Here is a 17,700-nt window from a genome sequence, read left to right as displayed (position 1 = left end):
TGACCGAAGCGCCTCTGCCGGCGCTGGTTTCGCGGCGATCGTAACGCGCGTAGATGTCAGATAAAGCCCCCTACGGAAGCCGTTATCGGATCGTCGTGAACGGAAGGCGGCGTGGCTGGTTACACGCGGTGGCCGTCGAGCAGCGCGGCGGCCGTGAAGAGCTCCACTCCGACCCCGATCGCCCCCTCATCGGCGTCGAAATCGCCACGATGCAGGTCATGGCGGGCGCTGTCTCCCGGTGTGCGGACGCCGAGCCGGGCCATCGCGCCCGGAACGTGCTCCAGGTACCAGGAGAAGTCCTCGCCGCCGAGGCTCTGCTCGGTGTCCTCGATTGCGTACGATCCGCGCCTGGCGGCCATGGCCGAGGCCAGCAGCTCGGTGACGGCGAGGTCGTTGACGACGGGCGGCACGCCCCGGATGTAGTTGATCTCCGACTTGGCCCGGTGCAGGGCCGCGACCTCGTCGATCGCGGCGTGCACCAGGTCCGGGGCCTCGCGCCAGGCCTTGAGGTCCAGGCAGCGGACGGTCCCGGAGAGCTCGGCACGCTGCGGGATGACGTTGCACGCGTGGCCGGCCTCGATGCGGCCCCAGGTCACCGCGAGCCCCGCGCGCGCGTCGACACGCCGGGCGATCAGCGCCGGGACGTCGGTGGCGACCCTGGCGGCGGCCGTGACCAGGTCGGTGGTGAGGTGCGGGCGCGCGGTGTGGCCGCCGGGGCCGTCCAGCGAGACTTCCAGGCGGTCGCAGGCCGAGGTGATCGCGCCGGGGCGCAGGCCGACGCGGCCCACGTCGACCTTGGGGTCGCAGTGCACCGCGATGATCCGGCCCACGCCGTCCAGGACGCCGGAGACGATCGCGTCGGACGCGCCGCCGGGCAGCACTTCCTCGGCGGGCTGGAAGATCAGCCGTACGGGGTACGGGAGCAGGCCCTGACGGTGCAGGTCGGCGAGGACCAGGCCGGCGCCGAGGACCACGGCGGTGTGGATGTCGTGGCCGCAGGCGTGGGCGCGGTCCGGGACGGTCGAGCGGTACGGCACGCCCACCTTGGTGTCCGGGATGGGCAGCGCGTCGATGTCCGCGCGCAGGGCGAGCATCGGACGTACGCCGTCCCAGGTCCCGCCGACGGTGTCGTCGCCGTCACTGCCGGTCGTGCGGATGTCGCTGTCGATGCCGATGCCGATGTCACAGATGAGCCCGGTCCCGATGGAGAGCACGCGTGGCGCGAGACCGGCCTGTTCCAGCCGGGTCTTGAGCGCGGCGGTGGTGCGGAACTCCTGGTTGCCCAGCTCGGGGTGCATGTGCAGGTCCCGGCGGAAGGCGATCAGTTCGGCGCGCAGGCTCTCGGACAGCACGCCGGGCAGTTCTGCGTCCCCGGGGAGATCGGCATCGGACTCACGGGACATCAACTGGTTCACCCGTCGAAGGGTAAGCCTCTTCAATGGCCAACTAACCATCGATCAACAAAACTTCAGCCCGATAGGGGAAAGAAAACTGGCCGCGACGCGCATGTCCTCTCGGCGCGGAGGGTAGAGACAGTGGCTATGTCGCGGGCAGGGAATGGAGTCTCTGCACGTCACGGGCGGTGCCGGTGACCCCGGCCAGGAATCCCTGGGCGCGCGGTGACGCATGCGCCGTGAGCCAGCCGGGATCGATGTCGCAGACGGCCACCTTTACGTCCGTACCGGCGAGTGCGAGCGGGAGCGTATGCACGACGGTCGACGGGAAGCTCAGGATCGTACGTCCGATGGGCCCTCGGCGTGCGATGAGCTCCAGCGGGAGTTCGGGGCGGACGATTTCGAGTCCGGTCTCCACGGCGAGGCGGTGCAGCTTGTCGGTGCTCTCGCGGCGGTGCGCGAAGTAGCGGGTCGCGCCGTGCGCGCGGGCCAGCGAGATGACGGCGGCGACGTACTGGTCGGGGTCGACGACGCCCGTCTCGACCAGTGAGGTGCCCACCAGGTCGGCGCCGCGGGTGATGCGGGGCGGGCCGAAGCGGGCGCGGGTCCAGGCGAAGTCGTTGGCGGTGACCGTGACACCGGGGGCGGTGTCGACGGGCATCGAGGTGAAGACCTCGACCGTGCGGGTGGCCGAGGGCGTGAGGCGGCGGCGCGCGGCGGCCGACACCGGCGCGAAGACGATGTCTCGCGCCCCTGGGCGCCCGCCGCGCCGGTGCCAGCGCACCAGGCGCTCCCCGCGGGCGAGCTGCGAGATGAACTCCATGGTGGCCGTGCCGTCGTCGACGACGACCAGGTCACGGGCGCTGGTGATGGTCAGCAGAAGCTGTACGTACCGCGAGAACGGGTCGCCGATGACGATCCGCTCGGCGCGGCGCAGGGCGGGCGCGAGCCCGCCGATGGTCTGGAACGGCGCCCCCGGACCGCCGCGCGCCTCCTCCCACCGCACCCGCATCCCGTCGCCGCGGGCGAGCTCCGCCATGCGCCGCAGCTGGCCGCGGGTCATGGGGTCGGTGGGTGACAGGACGACGACGGTGAGGTCGTTCGTCTTGGTGTGGGCCCACTCCAGAACGTTCAGGAGCTGGACCGGGCTCTCCACGAAGGCGAGCGTGGCGGGGGCGGGGGCGGCGTCCACGACGGTGTGACCGGCCGTTCCGTCAGACCGCTGCGGGTTCGCGGTCGGCGCCCTCGGCGACGACACCCGCGACGCGGCGGAGCTTCTTCATCGGGCCGAGCTCCGACTCGTACACCTTCTTGACGCCGTCACCGAGGGAGGCCTCGATGGTGCGGATGTCACGGACGAGGCGGGTGAGGCCGCCGGGCTCGACGGACGCGGCCTGGTCGGAGCCCCACATGGCGCGGTCCAGGGTGATGTGACGCTCGACGAACGCGGCGCCCAGCGCGACGGCGGCGAGGGTGGTCTGCAGGCCCGTCTCGTGGCCGCTGTAGCCGATCGGGACGTTGGGGTACTCGGACTGGAGGGTGTTGATGACGCGCAGGTTGAGCTCCTCGGCCTTCGCCGGGTACGTCGACGTGGCGTGGCACATCAGGATGTTGTCGCTGCCCAGGACCTCGACGGCGTGCCGGATCTGGCGCGGCGTGGACATACCGGTGGAGAGGATGACGGTGCGGCCGGTGGCGCGCAGGGCGCGCAGCAGCTCGTCGTCGGTGAGGGACGCGGAGGCCACCTTGTGGGCCGGCAGGTCGAACTTCTCCAGGAAGGCGACGGCCTCGGTGTCCCACGGCGATGCGAACCAGTCGATGCCGCGCTTCTTGCAGTGCTCGTCGATGGCGCGGTACTCGTCCTCGCCGAACTCGACGCGGTGGCGGTAGTCGATGTACGTCATGCGGCCCCACGGGGTGTCGCGCTCGATGTCCCACTGGTCGCGCGGGGTGCAGATCTCCGGGGTGCGCTTCTGGAACTTGACCGCGTCGCAGCCGGCCTCGGCGGCGGCGTCGATGAGCGCGAAGGCGTTCTCGATGTCGCCGTTGTGGTTGATGCCGATCTCACCCGTGATGTAGACGGGGTGGCCGGGGCCCGCGGTCTTGGAACCGAAGGTGCGCAGGCGGGAGTTGGAGCTCATGTGGGGGTGTTCCTTACTTGGTGAGGGTGCTGGGGATGGGGTGATCCGTGTTGAGGGAAGGCCCGAGGATCCAGGTGGCGATCTCACGGATCGCGCCCTCGCCGCCGGGGATCGTCGTGACGGCGCGCGCGGCGCCGCGGACGGTGTCGTGGGCGTCGGCGACCGCGACCGGCCAGCCGGCGAGGCCGAAGCAGGGCAGGTCGTTGACGTCGTTGCCGACGTAGAGCACCCGCTCGGGGGCGAGCGACTGCTCCTCGCACCACTGCTTGAGCGCGAGGTCCTTGCGGTCGATGCCGTGCAGCACGGGAATGCGCAGCTTGTGGCCTCGTGCGGCGACGACCGCGTTCTGTTCCGTGGACAGGATCAGCAGCTTGAGCCCCGCCTTGCGCAGGGCCGCGATGCCGAGTCCGTCGCCGCGGTGCACGGCGACGAGCTCCCGTCCTTCGGAGTCGATCAACACCCGGTCGTCGGTCTGGGTGCCGTCGAAGTCGAGCACGACCGCGTCGATGTCCTCGCGGGTCGGCAGTGTGGGGGTGGCCGTGTCGAGGAGCGGCGCGAGTGCACGCGCGCGTGCCAGGTCGTGCGGGTCGTCGATCTCCAGGACACGGGCCGGGTCGGTGCGTACGAGAGTGGTCCGGCCGAAGAAGCGGTGCCCGGCCTGCCGGAATCCGGCTGCGTCCATGGCGTACGCGGCGCCGGTCTCCAGGAAGTCCTGCGGGCGGTCCTGCCTGCGGGGCCGGAAGGCCTTGTCGTGGTTGACGCCGTCGGCGGCCTGTTCGCCCTGCTGGTCGCCCTCGCGCCAGAGGAAGCCGTGGAAGGGGGCCACCGTGTGCGCCGTGTCGGCGCCTTCGTCCAGGACGGCCGTGCAGACACCCTCGATGTCCTCGCGGGTCAGGAACGGGCTCGTGCACTGCACCAGCAGCACCACGTCCACCGCCGCGCCGTGCAGCGCCTCGTGCGCGTCCAAGGCGTGCAGTACGGCGGCCTCGCTCGTCGCGGTGTCCCCCGCGATGTCCGCGGGACGCAACACCGCTTCGGCGCCCGCGCCGCGCGCCGCGGCGGCGATGGCCGCGTCGTCCGTGGAGACCACGACGTCCGTGACCTGGCGGGCGCCCAGGCACGCGCGGACGGCGCGCGCGACGAGCGGCGCGCCCCCCACAGCGGCGAGGTTCTTGGCCGGTACGCCCTTGGATCCGCCGCGGGCGGGGATCACCGCGAGGACGCGGCGCACGGTCGTGGTGCGGGGTGCGGTCGTTGGCGTGGCCTGCGGCCGGCTGCTCATAGTTCTCCCATGCGACGGATGACGGGTGCCACGCGCTGCACCCCGTGGCGGTACGCCCCGCGCGCGGCCTCCCGCACGGCGTCGCGCACGACGCGGCGCACGCCCGTGACCTCGACCTCCCGCACCCCGTCGAGGCGGTGGCGGGCGAGGACGCCGGGGAGGTAGCCCGGCGCGGTGACGGTGGTGTAGTAGGGGGCCAGCGGCGGTAGTTCGGGCTGTTCGAGGAGGCCCGTGACGCGCTTGCGTACGGCGTCGAAGGCCGTTTCGTACGAGCCGTCCGCGGCCACTCCCTGCCGGGCGAGCCACTCCTCGTCGGCACGCGGCCGGTGGCCGGCGTCCAACTGCTCCCAGGAGGCCAGACATCCGGAGCCCAGGAAGTGGTGGTTGCCGAGCGCCTCGCGTACGCCCAGGTCGGTGAGGACGGCGGTCGGGATGCGCCGGTGCAGGGCTTCCAGGGCGGCCGTCGAGCTGACGGTCACCAGCAGGTCGGTGCGGTCGAGCACCTCCCCCATATGCCCGTACGCGAGGCGGAAGTTGGCGGGCGGGCCGCCTTCGATGCGGGCCGCGAGCCGCTGGTAGGGCAGCTCCTCGATGTGCGTGGTGTGCTCGCCCGGCCTGCTGCGCAGCTTGAGCACGACCTCGCGTGCGGGGTGCAGCCTGGCGTGCTGGACGAGGCGGCGCAGCAGGTACGTACGGTCGGCGCGGGACTGCGGTACGGAGGGCTGGGCGGCGAAGACGACCACGCCCGTGGCGGGGCCTGCGTCCGAACCGGTGCGTGCGCCCGTCCCGGTGTCTCCGCCGGCCGCCGTGCCTGCGTAGCGTGCGCCGCCGAGGAACGGCAGCGCGGCCTCCGTCACGGACGAGGCGTCGGCGCCCACCCCTTCGTACACCGCGCGGAAACGCTCCGCGTCGTGGCGCGAGTTGGCGAGGACGACGTCCGCGCCGTGGCGCAGCAGCAGTCCGTCGGCGAGCTTCTCGTAGACGACACCGACATAGCCGGTGACGACGACGGGCCGCCTGGTCTCGGTCGGCCACAGCGGCGCGAGGCCGTGCAGTACGGCCTGTACCGCGCCGCCGACGAGGGCGAGCAGGACGACGTCGTACGACTCGTGCTCGATCTCGCCGAGGAATTCGGCGGCCGTCACCTCCCGCACACCGTCCACCGGCACGCCGACCTCGGCGAGTTGGCGGGGAGTGGGGGTGGCCCGGCCGCGCAGAAGGAATCCGCTGAGTTCGCTGTCCGGTGCGATGCGGTGCGCGGTGAGTGCGCCCCATTTCCATCGCGTATCGGAATCGGCGAGCACGGCGATCCGTAGGGGTTTGCTGGTACTTGCTGGCACAACGAATAAGCTAAGGACGCCCGGAGATTCACGGCCCAACTCAGCCGCAACAACGGGTTAACAGCACATCGACGATCAGCGTCGGGGCCCGGGGAACAGGTCGGTTAACCATTCCGCCATTCGTCGTTCACCCAGGATCTTTCCGGGCGTCGCAACGAATGCCGGAGTACGCCCTACCGTCGCGGGGGTGGTCAAGCTCTCCGTCATCGTGCCGTTTTTCAACGTGCAGACATACGCGCCCGACACCCTGAGAAGTCTCCGTGCGAACGCACGCGACGACTTCGAATTCATTCTCGTCGACGACTGTTCGACCGACGGGACCCCAGAGATCCTGCAGCGCGCGGAGCGGGAGCTTCCGGGGGCGGTCCTGATCAGACACGAACGCAACGGCGGTCTGGCCACCGCCCGCAACACCGGTCTGGACGCCGCCAGCGGCGAGTACCTCACCTTCCTCGACGGCGACGACTGGCTGGCCCCCGGGCACTACCCGCGCCTGCTCGCCGCCATGGAGGAGCTGGGCTGCGACTTCGTACGCACCGACCATGTGCAGTGCACCGGGCGTACGCGCACGGTGCATCGCGTCCCGCAGGGGCGGCGCGGCGTCGTCATGTCGCCGCGCGAGGCGATCCTGCCCGCCACCCGGTCCACCTCGGTGGACTACGCCTTCGCGTGGGCCGGCATGTACCACCGGCGGCTCGCCGACCGGGGGCTGCTGCATTTCACCGACGGCCTGCGGACGGCCGAGGACCGGCCGTGGATCTGGCGGCTGCACCGGGAGGCGGAATCCTTCGCCACCCTGAGCACCCTGGGCATCTTCTACCGGCGCGGAGTCGCCTCTTCGCTGACCCAGATCGGCGACGTACGGCAGCTAGATTTCATCCGCGCCTTCGACCAGGTCGTCGAAGAAACGGCGAAGGACCGGGACGCGGACAAGCTTCTCCCGAAAGCCGTACGCACGTACTGCGCCATCATTTCCCACCACTTGGGAAGTATCGAAAGGTTCGAACCGGCCGTGGCAAGAAAATTGCGGACGATGAGCGCGGCGGCGTTGCGGCGGATGCCGCAGGACGTTCTGAAGGAAGCGCTCGATTCGATGGACGCGGAGCGTTCCGTGCGGCTGCGCCGACTGCGCCGCCGTCCCTCGATCGGTGCGGGGGCAGCGGCCTGATGGGCACGACGCAGATCTTCCTCGCCTCCACGCTGTACGGCGCCGCGACTCTCGCCGCCGCGATCGACAGCGACTGCTTCGGCCCTGCCGACCGCAGGCTGCTGCTCGTCAGCAACAACGCGACGACCCCCGAGACGACCCCGTCGCTCGATGAGATGCCCGGCTTCGACCGGCTGCGTGACCGCTTCGACGGGCTGCTGTCCTGGAACGAGACCATCGCCCCCTTCCACCCGGGGGGCTGGGCGCCGCGCGCGGACGACATCCCCCTGTGGCAACGCCACCTGCGTCTGCTGTGGGACCTGGGCGAGGACAAGGTCGAACTGGCCGTGGAGTCCATCCAGGTCAATCCGGCACTGGCGCTGACCCAGCTGTTCACGGACGCGCCGATCGATGTGTACGCCGACGGGCTGATGAGCTACGGCCCGACCCGCAACAAGATCGACCCGCTGGTGGGGATGCGCGTGCAGCGCCTGCTGCACCTGGACCTGGTGCCGGGGCTCGAACCGCTGCTGCTCGGCGAGTTCGGTGTCCGGCCCGAGCTCGTCCCGACGGACACCTTCCTGAAGGTGCTGGCGGAGGTGTCCAACGTGGAACCGGAGCTGGACCTGCCGTCCGACGCGGCGCTGCTCCTCGGCCAGTACCTGTCCGCGCTCTCGATCCTCACCCCGGAGGAGGAGGAGGACCTGCATGTACGGATGCTGCGCGGGGCGGTCGCCCGCGGCCACCGACGCATCGTCTTCAAGCCGCACCCGACGGCCCCGGCCCGCTGGTCACGCCTGCTGGAGCGGGAGGCGGCAGCACTCGGCGTCGAGCTGACCGTCCTGGACAGCCCGCTGCTTGCCGAGGTGCTCTACCAGCGGATCCGCCCGGCGCTGGTGGTCGGCTGCTTCTCCACGGCGCTGCTGACGGCGAGCACTTTCTACGGGATCCCGGTCGCCCGAACCGGAACGGATGTACTTCTGGAGCGCCTCGCGCCGTACCAGAACAGCAACCGCGTCCCTGTCACGATCGTCGACGCGCTGGTGCCGGATTTGGAGAGCGGGGCGGTCGCAAGCGACGCCCCTGTGCACGTCCCTGGGGATGTACGTGCGGATGTCCCGGTGGATGTCCCGGTGGATGTGGCCGCAGACGTACCCGACCTGGCGGGCCTGCTCCGGGCGGTCGGATTCGCGATGCAGCCGCAGATCCGCCCGGACCTGCGGTCGGCCGCCGAGGCCTACCTGACCCGGCACCTCGGCCCGCTCACCCGCCGCTACTTCAAGCGTCGCCGCTTGACGATGCTCGCGCTGCCTGGCGCGCTCCCGGCCCAGTTCGCCTTCATCCCGCGCAACGCGACGGTGCGGGGGGTGGCCCGCCGGGCCCGGCGCCTCAAGCGGGTGGCGCTGGGCTGAGCGCGTGACCCTCCGAAGTCGTTCGTAACATCCGGTGCCGCCGGAGCGTGTACTGAGCAGAGGCAGTACAGGAGCAGCTCTCGGGCACACGAGGGACGGACGGGGGACGGTGGAACGACGCAGGCAGGGACCGAGAAACCAGGGACCGAAGACTTCGACGCGTTCTACGCCGCCACGGCCAAGCGCCTGGTCGCCACCCTCTACGCGGTGACCGGCGATCTGGCGGAGGCGGAGGGGTCAGAAAGGTCAGAGGGGTCGGAAGAAGATGACCGACCGCAGCTTGAGGCGCTCGCTCGCGCCGCCGCCGGGCCGCATGGTGAAGTCGTCGCCGGAGCAGTCCACACCGGTGAACGCGATGGCGTAGGAATCGGTCCGGTTCCTGGGTGCCTCCGCGGGCGCCGAGGTGTACTCCACGGCCGCCTCCGGAATCGTGATGCACACCCCGGACTCGGGGGACGTCAGGACGCCGGTCTGCCCAGAGCCGTCATCGGCGAGGTACGTGTACGAGAACGCGCCCTCCGCGGCGTAGGCGGAGCCGGAGACGGCCAGGAGCAGGGCGGCGCCGGCCGCGGCGGCCAGGGTGTGACGAAGACGCATCGTGGAATTCCTTCGATTCGGGCACTTGGCAGTGCTGGTGGGGCACAGCGTGCAGTGCCCCACCGTGGCCTCGAAGATTCCGGCTTTCTGCGAGGAATGGCGCTGAAACGATCCCGCCTCACCCGTTCGGCCGACACCACCACCACCATCACCACCACCCCGCCCGTAGCGGCCGGGTTCGCGTTTCGCTCGTCGACGTGCGCGTGGGTCGACTTGGGATCGGCCGCCTACCCGCGATCGGCTGCCTCACCGGGCACGTTCGTCCGGGCCCAGACCGCTTGGAGCGCCCGGTAGTCGATCACGGTGATGCCCTCCTGCTTGAGGCAGCGGGATCGACGCGGTCTTCGGCAACCCCGCGACCTGGGCCCTCGGGTACGCGGTCGGGATGCCGGGCGGCGACCCGCAGGACAGCCCGACAGTATTCGGAATGGGCGGCGCGGGTGGCAGCTTCGCCTACGGCGACACCGCGACCGGGACCGCTTTCGCGCTGACCAAGAGCGTGCTGAGCTTCGATTTCAGCACCGCCGAGACCTGCATCGACATTGCCCGCAATGCCACTCGGGGCTGACGGCGCGCGACCGCCACTCAGGGCTGACGGCCCGCGACCGCGCCGGGGGCCTCGGCGCGGGCGTGGGCCGTCAGCATCCACCTCTTGACGCCTTGACCTCAAGCGGGCTTGAGCTTCTATCTTCGCCGTATGGAATACACACATGACGACGCGGGACTCGCACGCCAGCCGATCGGTTACTGGGCCCCGACCGCGGGCCGGGCGGTGGTCGCCCACATTCGCGGCGCACTCGGGGTGCTGGGACTCAACCAGCCCCAGTGGTGGGTGCTGAGCCAACTCACCGAGCACCCGGACGGCAAGGCGCGCAAGGAGCTCTCGGCCTTCCTCCAGGGCTACTTGGAGGAAGGGGCCACGCTGGACGGCGACATCGACTCCCTCGTCTCCCGCGGCCTGGTCCAGGAGGACGGGCCGCTGCTGCGCGTCACCACCGAGGGCGGCGCACTCCAGGCCAGGGCCGCCGCACGCCAGCAGGCGGTGCGGGAGGAGATCCACGCGGGCATCCCGGACGAGGAGTACGTGCGTACGGTCAAGGTCCTGCAGCGCATGATCCACAACGTGGGCGCGAAGGCCTGGCACCACTGACGACCTCGGGGGCAATGGAGCGTGGATCAGCGAGCGGCGTCATGCGGCTTCGCATCCAAGGCGGAGGAGGGAGGCGACGCGGAGCGAAGGCGACGGACAGGCCCGTCGTGCCGTGGGCGATCAGCTGCCGGTAGCGGGCGTTGGACTCAGTGGCGGTACCGAAGCCCGCGTACTGGCGCATCGTCCACGGCCGGCCGGTGTACATCGACGGGTACACGCCCCGCGTGAAGGGGTACGCGCCGGGCTCACCCAACTTCTCCGCCGGGTCCCAACCCGCCAGCGCTTCCGGTCCGTACACGGGCTCGATGGGCAGGCCGCTCTCGTTCAGTCGACCGCCGTCCGGCTCACGCGCCATCTCCTGTACCTCCCGGTAGCCCCTGGGTTTCCATCATGCGCGGGCTTTCGCGACCGGGCAGAACGGGAAATAGTCCCTGGGGACGGACGAGACACCGGGGGCGGAAATGAACCAGCACAGCCGGAACAGCCAGGACCACTGGAACGGCCAGGGCAGTCGGCACAGCCGCAACGGTCAGGACAGCCGGAACAGTCGGCAGGGGCAAGGGCCAAGGGCGGCGCCAGGCCAGAACAGGTCGGATCATCGGGCGGTGCTCATACGTAGGGCCCTCGCCGCAACCGCGGTGGTGGCCGTGACAGTGACCACGGGGTGCACGGTGCAGACCGCGGGGGCGGGCGCCCCTTCCCCCGGCTCGCGCGCCGGGGCGCAGGCCGGACCAGGGGGCTCGAAGGCGCCCGCTACGGGGCACAAGCCCGTGAGTGCGCCCTCCGCGGCGCCGCGATCGGCCTCACCGGCTGCCTCGTCCCCGGCCAGGCCGCCGTCCGCCACTCCTTCGACCGTCACGCCGTCGAAGAGGGCCGTACCCAGGCCCAGAACGCTGATGGCGAGCGGCTCCGGGGGCGCCCAGGTGCGGGAGCTGCAGGCCAGGCTCCGGCAGACCGGCCACTTCGACCGCAGCCCCACCGGCTACTACGGCACGGTCACCGCCGCCGCGGTCGCCGATTTCCAGGGTGGACGCGGCCTGGCCGGTACGGGCAGCACGGACATCGTCACCTGGCAGCGGCTCCTGGCGCTGACCGACGAGCCGACCCGCTCGGAGCTGCGCCCGCCGACCACCGAGGCGGTCGCGAAGCCCGATCCGCGCTGCGTGGAGGGCCGGGTCCTGTGCATAAGCAAGAACAGCCGCACGCTGGCCTGGATGATCGACGGGCGGGTCGTCTCCGCGATGGATGTGCGGCTCGGGTCGCAGTACACCCCCACTCGTGAGGGGACGTTCAAGGTGTACTGGAAGTCGCGGGACCACGTCTCGACGCTGTACGACACCCCCATGCCGTACGCCATGTTCTTCAGCGGCGGCCAGGCCGTGCACTACTCGGCGGATTTCGCGGCCCGCGGCTACAACGGTGCCTCGCACGGCTGCATCAATGTCCGGGACCAGGGGAAGATCGCGAGCCTGTTCAGCCAGGTACGCAACGGCGACAAGGTCGTCGTGTACGGGTGAGGCGGGGCCGGGCGAACGCCGTGATGAAGGGGGCGAAACGAAGTGGGCGCGGACGGGATCGGGGGAACGTTCCCGCCCGCGCCGTGTGCGCGGAGCCGTAGGTACGGGGGGAACCCCGGCTCGTCGCGCGGCCGATGACCAGTCGGCTCACTCTCTACTGCGCCACCAGCCCAAAAAACGTCACACCCTGCCGACAGGAAGGAAGAAACGCAGGTCAGGTTGAGTTTCGGGCAGCCGACCCGACGGAGGGCGCCGCGCGCTCCGGGAGGGGCAGCGGGGAGTGGGAGATCCGGGGGACGGGCCCACCGCCCGCGCCGGGCGCACCCTGGCCGCCGGCGTCCTTGCCACCGCCGCCGTCCGCGCTGCCGTCATCGCCGCCGCCACCGTCATCGCCACCGTGGTCGCCGTCGCCCGGCCGGGAGTCCGAGCCGTCCAGCAGCCGGTCGCAGAAGCGGGCCACCCGGTGGGATCCCCTGGCCGCCGCGTCCAGGCGGCGCTTGTGCTCGGCGGCGAGGTCGCCGCGGCGGTAGTCGCGGCAGGCCTGGACCGTCGTGCGGTGCCAGGTGGCCTTTCCGCTGCCGCCACCCTTGCCGCCGTTGTCCTGGGGGGCTTCGGTGGTGGGGTCCTGACCCGGCTCCGGAGTACCGGCGCCAGGGGCCGGGTCGTCGGCCGGCGGCAGGGCCGGGTCGTGCGTGCCGTCCTTGCCTCCGTCGCCGTGGCCACGGCCCGGCGTGGCGCTCTCGCGGTCCGGGGCGCGGGTGGACGGCAGGACGGACCCGGGGGCGGCCGGGGCCTCGGTGGGCGCCTCGGAGACGAGCGGATCCGGGGTCGAGGCGGCCGAGACGGAGGACTCGGGCATCGGATCGGCGCCCAGGCCGAAGGGCGCCGGCAGCACACCCGTGCCGCCCGCGACCGCGACGCCGCCGAGCGCGACCCCGGCAAGCGCGGCGGCCAGGCCGAACCGTATCGGGCGTCCCCCGCGCGCGGGCCCGGGTCCCCCGCGGCCGGCGGTCACCGCGGCGCGCGTGGGACCGGCGCCGATACGTACTGAGGGGAGCGCGTCCGGGGACGCTGCTCGGGCACTGCGGAAGGCCGCCAGCGCGGCGGCTTCACCGGGAAGTCCGGCGGGGGCGCCTGGCTCCGGGCCGCCCGCGCGGGCCAGCCCGTCCAGGGCGGCGGAGAGGCGTTCGGCACTGGCCCGTACGTGATCGTCGGCAGACTCGACCGGCTCGCCGCGCAGCAGTCGCTCCGCCGCGTCCTCGTCGAGCCACTCGTCACGCTCGTCGGCCATCACATGTCCTTCTGCGTCCGCACACGCGAATGCGTCACACCGGCAGACGTCACCCAGCCCTGCATCCGGCCCCGCTGCGACGGTACGGCGCCCAGTTCCGGCCGCTCGTCCATCGCGCCCGCCACGGTACCGCTGCCCGCTCCGTCGCCGCTCCCGGCGGGTGAAGGGCCACCGACGCCGAACGGCGGGACCGTGCCCGGCGGGACGGTCTCCGGCGGGAGCTCCGCGGCCAGCAGTTCGGCCAGCCTCTTCAGCCCGCGGTGCGCCGCGGTCCGTACCGCGCCGGGGCGCTTGCCCAGGGTCTCCGCCGCACTCTTCGCGTCGAGCCCGACGACCACGCGCAGGACGACCGCCTCGGCCTGGTCCTGCGGAAGCTGGGCGATGAGGGCGAGCGTACGGCCTGTGGAGAGCGCTTCCATCGCCTCGCCCGCGGTGTCCGACTCGCCCGGCCTACCGGCCAGCTCGGTCTCGTCGCCGCCGACGGCGGGGCGCCTGCCCCGCATCCGGATGTGGTCGAGCGCGCGGTTGCGCGCGATGCGCGCGGCCCAGCCCCTGAAGCGGTCGGCGTCGCCGCTGAACCTTTCGAGGTCGCGGGCTATCTGGAGCCAGGACTCCGAGGCGACGTCCTCCGCCTCCGAGTCCCCCACCAGCGTGCGTATGTAACCGAGCAACCGCGGGTGCACGGAGCGGTACACAGCACGGAAAGCGTCTTCGTTCCCGTCCTGCGCCGCGAGCACCGCGGTGGTCAGCTCCGCGTCGTCCCCCAGCACACCCTCAACCTGTCCCCAGTCGCCGCTGGTCACCACCACCGCGCAGCCCTGCGCGAACCCGCACGCTACGACGTCCGACAGGGCGCCGTCCAGCAACCTGTACAACCTGCAACGACCCGCTGACACAGCGCGGTGTGACAGAAAACGCATCCATGGCGCTGAGTGGAGTACGGGCCGTCGCACGGTCCGCACGGACGGCGGCCGGGGTCACTCCTGTGGGGGGTGGCGACCCCGGTCGTCGCTCCGTTTCATCGCTCTGACCAGGCAAAACGCGCCTCACAGGTCCTCGACATGACCAACGCGTGACCAACGCGTCTGGCGATCACCCGATCCTCCCAGGCCAGTACGCAGCACAGCCTCTGATTCAAGCCTCCGGACCCCCTCTACCGGCAGCCGCAGGCGAACGCGGTGAGCATCGTCCCGTAACCGCCCCCTGCGTGTGCCCCATGGCCGCCGTCCGCCTGATGCTCGGCGGTGCCGTGCGCTTCGGAGCCAGTGTCGTGCGCGTTGTGGTCCATGACAATCATCCCCATTCACACATCCCCTGGAGCCATTCGCTGACCCGCACGCAAAGCATATACCCCCCAGGGGTATTCTGAACGGTAGCGGCGGGAGTTGAGAGGCGGGGGTGCCGGTCGGCCGCCCAGATCACGGTGCCGGATGGGCCGGCTCGGGTTACGACCTCACCCGCGATTGGCAGCGGCGTCGCGGCGCCTGGGACCTCCGCCTCCGGCGTTGTCGTCAGTCGCGATGGCTCCGCCATCACTCCCTCCTCCGCCTTGGATTCGAAGGCCCCAGACGTCGCTCCTTCTCCCACTGCCAATCGCGGGTGAGGTCGTTAGTTGCGCGAGGAGGAGGCCGTCCATAGCGGCGATCTCGACTACGTGGGAGGTGGCGACGGCGCCAGCCATCGCGCTGGCGTCCGGCAAGGCATCGCCAGCCTCTGCAGCATGACCACCTCGACTGCACCTCCGCGACGCATGGAGACTTTCCCACCTGCCGACCGCCCCGCAGCGACGGGCCGTCTCCCGCCAACGGGCGTCTGCACGCAACGGGGGGCGGGGCTGAGCTTCAGACGACAGCAGGGGCGCATTGCAACTAAACTACTTAACAGATTAGTGTGATGTCTCAAACCTCCGCACGGTCGGCCGCCCAACCGGGACGCCAGGCGAGGGTGCCGCCGCATCCGCCAGCTTCGCGCGGGTCAGGCAGGGGTGATGCCCCCGCTGGTCAGGCGGGCCGAGCAAGAAGGAGCCCGCCTCAGTGGCGTCCCACCGCCGTCCTAAGCAGCCGAATCAGAGCTATGCGACCGTCCTTACGGTGACAGCGGCGGCCGCCGTCGTCATGTCGACGCAGTCGGCTTCGGCCGACCCCTTGCCCGACCCCAACAAAAAGGGCGCCGAAGCGCAGGTCGACCGTCTGTACGAAGAGGCGACGCAAGCCACAGAGAAGTACAACGGGGCGAAGGAGAAGGCCGACGGTCTGCAGAAGCAGGTGGCCGATCTGCAGGAGACGGCTGCTCGCAAGCAGGGCGACCTCAACAAACTGCGCGGCCGCCTGGGCTCGATAGCTGCCGGGCAATACCGTAGCGGCGGCCTCGATCCGTCGGTGCAGTTGCTGCTCTCGGCGGACCCTGACGGCTACCTGGAGAAGGCGTCGGACATGGACCGGCTGAGCGCGCGGCAGGCCGGCGCGCTCAAACTGTTCCTGTCGCAGCAGCGTGCCCTGCAGCAGCAGCGCAGTCAGGCTACGGAAAAACTCGGCGACCTTGAGGACACGCGCAAGGAACTGGGGAGCAGGAAGAACCAGATCAACGGCAAGCTGGCGAAGGCGCAAAAGCTGCTGAACACGCTGACGGCCGGGGAGCGGGCGAAGATCGCCGCCAAGGAGGAACGGGCCAACCGCGCCAGCGAGCGGGTCGAGCTCGGAAACGAAGGCAGTGCTTCGCAGCGTGCTGCTTCGGCCTTCAGCGCGGCCAAGGGCAGGGTTGGCATGCCCTATGTGTGGGGAGCAACCGGGCCGAACTCCTTCGACTGCTCCGGCTTGACCTCCTGGGCGTTCCAGCAGGCCGGCGTGTCCATACCTCGCACCTCCCAGGCGCAGGCAAACGCCGGCACCCGGATCAGCTCCATGAGCGCGCTCAAACCCGGAGACCTCATCATCATGCGCAGCGACCTGAGCCACGTAGGCTTCTACGCCGGGAACGGCCAGATCCTCCACGCCCCCAAACCCGGGGCTCAGGTGCGCTACGAGTCCATCGCCCGCAGCGGAATGCCCTTCATGTGGGGCGTACGCATCAGCTGACGCAGCTTTACAAAGCGCCGCATTCCACCTCGTGTACGCCGTCAACCCAGGCTCGGCGGACAGGCGAGGAGCAGGGGAAGCACCGGTGCGATGACGGCGGCAGCCGCAGCCGCTCCCCGGAGGACAGGGTGGGGCGCGCGGCGCGGTCCGAGAACGCGCCGCAGGCGAACGAGGGCGGTGTGGCCGCCGATCGCGAACGCGCCCCGTGGAGTGGTGGCCGCTGCCATCTCGTACATCGCGGTGGCGAACACAGCATGCGAGTGCGTGCGCAGGGCGCGGTCGTCCGCGATCATCTCCAGCAGAAGCGCCGTCTGCTCCTTGATGTGACGTGCCAGCGGCACCCACCGGAACACCGACGCGAACGCCTCCGCCGCGGCCAGCACCAGGTGGTGGCGCCCGGCGACATGGGCGCGCTCGTGCTCCAGCACGGCATCGAGCTGCTCGGACGACAGCAATTCCACCGCCGCATCACTGACGACGATCCTCGATCGCCACCCAGGGAGGCAGTACGCGGCGGGAGCGTCGTAGGCGAGCACCGTGGCGTGCAGGTGCTCCGAGTGCCGGCCCACCAGGTCCAAGGCGTCACGATGCCGGGCGCGTGCGCTTCGTGCTCGTAGCACATGTAAGGCGAAGCTGCCGATCAGAGCAAGCATGACCGTCCCTGGCAGGGCAACTGCCAACTGCTGCGCCATACCCGGATCGGGCCTTGCGACGTTCGCGTGCAGTCCGCACGCGTGCAGTAGACCCAGGAGACCGGTGTGGAGGTGCTCGGTCGGCGTGGCGAGGTGGTACGCGGTGAGTGCCGCCGAGATGGCGAACGAGAGGGCCAGCGCCTGCCATACGACCGCCGCCAGCGCGGGTGCCCGGTGTGGCCAGCTGCTTCGCAGTATCAGCCGTGGGGCGACTACCCCCACAGTGGCCATGTATCCGATCAAGGCGGGGGCCGCGTTCACTGCTTGGCCTGCTGTCCCATGGTCTTCAGGGCTTTGCGCAATGCGGCCACCTCGTCCTCGGACATGTTCTCGACGAAGTGGATCAGGGCGGCCGGGCGGTCCTTGCTGGTTCCCAGACCGTCTTCCATGAGGGCGGCCGCGTACTCCTCACGGCTGCGAACCGGGGTGTAGTGCCAGGCGCGACCTTGCTTGTCTCGAAGCAGCCAGCCCTTGCCGTGGAGGATATTGGTGACCGTCATCACCGTGCTGTAGGCAACGGGCCGGTCCTTATTGATGTCGTCCACAACATCGCGGACTGTCGCGGGACGCTTCCAGGTCCAAAGACGGTCCATGATCTCCGCTTCGAGATGGCCCAGCCGACGCATGGCCCTTCTTTCTTCCGCCGCAGAGTACGCGGACCAT

17 protein-coding genes and 1 pseudogene are annotated in these 17,700 nt (G+C 70.7%); 6 read left to right on the top strand and 12 right to left on the bottom strand.

Features of this window, described 5'->3' with window-relative positions:
• Positions 1-119: 119 nt before the first annotated feature.
• The 5 genes from QMK30_RS21800 to QMK30_RS21780 all read right to left on the bottom strand — a co-directional run bounded on the left by QMK30_RS21800 (position 120) and on the right by QMK30_RS21780 (position 6,157).
• Positions 120-1,403, bottom strand: coding sequence for an amidohydrolase (locus QMK30_RS21800; RefSeq protein WP_283519977.1), 1,284 nt, complete (start codon positions 1,401-1,403; stop codon positions 120-122).
• Between the two features lie 136 nt (positions 1,404-1,539).
• On the bottom strand, positions 1,540-2,586 hold the full coding sequence (locus tag QMK30_RS21795; RefSeq protein ID WP_283519956.1) for a hypothetical protein: 1,047 nt from the start codon (positions 2,584-2,586) through the stop codon (positions 1,540-1,542).
• A gap of 22 nt (positions 2,587-2,608) precedes the next feature.
• The gene (locus QMK30_RS21790; RefSeq protein ID WP_283519955.1) at positions 2,609-3,535 is read right to left on the bottom strand and encodes an N-acetylneuraminate synthase family protein; all 927 of its coding nucleotides are present in this window, start codon (positions 3,533-3,535) and stop codon (positions 2,609-2,611) included.
• Between the two features lie 13 nt (positions 3,536-3,548).
• Positions 3,549-4,817: a cytidylyltransferase domain-containing protein gene (locus QMK30_RS21785; protein ID WP_283519954.1), complete on the bottom strand. Its 1,269-nt coding sequence runs from the start codon at positions 4,815-4,817 to the stop codon at positions 3,549-3,551.
• Positions 4,814-6,157 carry a DUF6716 putative glycosyltransferase gene (locus QMK30_RS21780; protein ID WP_283519953.1) on the bottom strand — a complete coding sequence of 448 codons (1,344 nt, stop codon included), beginning with the start codon at positions 6,155-6,157 and terminating at the stop codon, positions 4,814-4,816. The genes QMK30_RS21785 and QMK30_RS21780 overlap by 4 nt, the downstream gene beginning before the upstream one ends.
• 187 nt (positions 6,158-6,344) lie before the next feature.
• Here QMK30_RS21780 and QMK30_RS21775 point away from each other — a divergent pair, with 187 nt between their 5' ends.
• Entirely contained in the window at positions 6,345-7,325 is a 981-nt protein-coding gene (locus tag QMK30_RS21775) for a glycosyltransferase family 2 protein (RefSeq protein WP_283519952.1), read from the top strand.
• Positions 7,325-8,716 carry an alpha-2,8-polysialyltransferase family protein gene (locus QMK30_RS21770; RefSeq protein WP_283519951.1) on the top strand — a complete coding sequence of 464 codons (1,392 nt, stop codon included), beginning with the start codon at positions 7,325-7,327 and terminating at the stop codon, positions 8,714-8,716. Before QMK30_RS21775 ends, QMK30_RS21770 begins: the two co-directional genes overlap by 1 nt.
• 246 nt (positions 8,717-8,962) lie before the next feature.
• On the opposite strand, the gene QMK30_RS21765 is transcribed toward QMK30_RS21770, so the two are convergent.
• Complete coding sequence (locus tag QMK30_RS21765) at positions 8,963-9,313, bottom strand: hypothetical protein (RefSeq protein WP_283519950.1); 351 nt, start codon at positions 9,311-9,313, stop codon at positions 8,963-8,965.
• A 385-nt stretch (positions 9,314-9,698) separates the two neighbouring features.
• Here QMK30_RS21765 and QMK30_RS21760 point away from each other — a divergent pair, with 385 nt between their 5' ends.
• Positions 9,699-9,881, top strand: coding sequence for a hypothetical protein (locus tag QMK30_RS21760; protein ID WP_283519949.1), 183 nt, complete (start codon positions 9,699-9,701; stop codon positions 9,879-9,881).
• A 129-nt stretch (positions 9,882-10,010) separates the two neighbouring features.
• A complete protein-coding gene (locus QMK30_RS21755; protein WP_283519948.1) occupies positions 10,011-10,463 on the top strand; it encodes a winged helix DNA-binding protein in 453 nt (150 codons plus the stop codon).
• Between the two features lie 85 nt (positions 10,464-10,548).
• On the opposite strand, the pseudogene QMK30_RS21750 reads toward QMK30_RS21755, so the two are convergent.
• Positions 10,549-10,818 (bottom strand): annotated as a pseudogene (locus QMK30_RS21750) (methylmalonyl-CoA mutase family protein); the annotation flags it as partial.
• 106 nt (positions 10,819-10,924) lie between these two features.
• Here QMK30_RS21750 and QMK30_RS21745 point away from each other — a divergent pair.
• A complete protein-coding gene (locus QMK30_RS21745; RefSeq protein ID WP_283519947.1) occupies positions 10,925-11,980 on the top strand; it encodes a L,D-transpeptidase family protein in 1,056 nt (351 codons plus the stop codon).
• 214 nt (positions 11,981-12,194) lie between these two features.
• Here the strand turns inward: QMK30_RS21745 and QMK30_RS21740 are convergent, their stop codons facing one another.
• The 3 genes from QMK30_RS21740 to QMK30_RS21730 all read right to left on the bottom strand — a co-directional run bounded on the left by QMK30_RS21740 (position 12,195) and on the right by QMK30_RS21730 (position 14,574).
• The gene (locus QMK30_RS21740) at positions 12,195-13,271 is read right to left on the bottom strand and encodes a hypothetical protein (RefSeq protein ID WP_283519946.1); all 1,077 of its coding nucleotides are present in this window, start codon (positions 13,269-13,271) and stop codon (positions 12,195-12,197) included.
• On the bottom strand, positions 13,271-14,041 hold the full coding sequence (locus tag QMK30_RS21735) for an RNA polymerase sigma factor (RefSeq protein ID WP_283519976.1): 771 nt from the start codon (positions 14,039-14,041) through the stop codon (positions 13,271-13,273). Before QMK30_RS21735 ends, QMK30_RS21740 begins: the two co-directional genes overlap by 1 nt.
• Positions 14,042-14,424: 383 nt before the next feature.
• Positions 14,425-14,574, bottom strand: coding sequence for a hypothetical protein (locus QMK30_RS21730; protein WP_283519945.1), 150 nt, complete (start codon positions 14,572-14,574; stop codon positions 14,425-14,427).
• Positions 14,575-15,304: 730 nt separating this feature from the next.
• On the opposite strand from QMK30_RS21730, the gene QMK30_RS21725 reads away from it, so the two are divergent.
• Positions 15,305-16,345 (top strand): C40 family peptidase, encoded by a 1,041-nt coding sequence (locus tag QMK30_RS21725; RefSeq protein ID WP_283519944.1) that lies wholly within the window; start codon positions 15,305-15,307, stop codon positions 16,343-16,345.
• A gap of 41 nt (positions 16,346-16,386) precedes the next feature.
• Here QMK30_RS21725 and QMK30_RS21720 read toward each other — a convergent pair whose 3' ends face one another.
• Positions 16,387-17,298 (bottom strand): M56 family metallopeptidase, encoded by a 912-nt coding sequence (locus QMK30_RS21720; protein WP_283519943.1) that lies wholly within the window; start codon positions 17,296-17,298, stop codon positions 16,387-16,389.
• Positions 17,295-17,663: a BlaI/MecI/CopY family transcriptional regulator gene (locus QMK30_RS21715; RefSeq protein ID WP_283519942.1), complete on the bottom strand. Its 369-nt coding sequence runs from the start codon at positions 17,661-17,663 to the stop codon at positions 17,295-17,297. Before QMK30_RS21715 ends, QMK30_RS21720 begins: the two co-directional genes overlap by 4 nt.
• Between the last annotated feature and the right edge of the window lie 37 nt (positions 17,664-17,700).

It is taken from the genome of Streptomyces sp. H27-C3, from assembly GCF_030063415.1.
Classification (GTDB): Bacteria; Actinomycetota; Actinomycetes; order Streptomycetales; family Streptomycetaceae; genus Streptomyces.
This window is presented reverse-complemented; position numbering and strand designations above follow the sequence as displayed.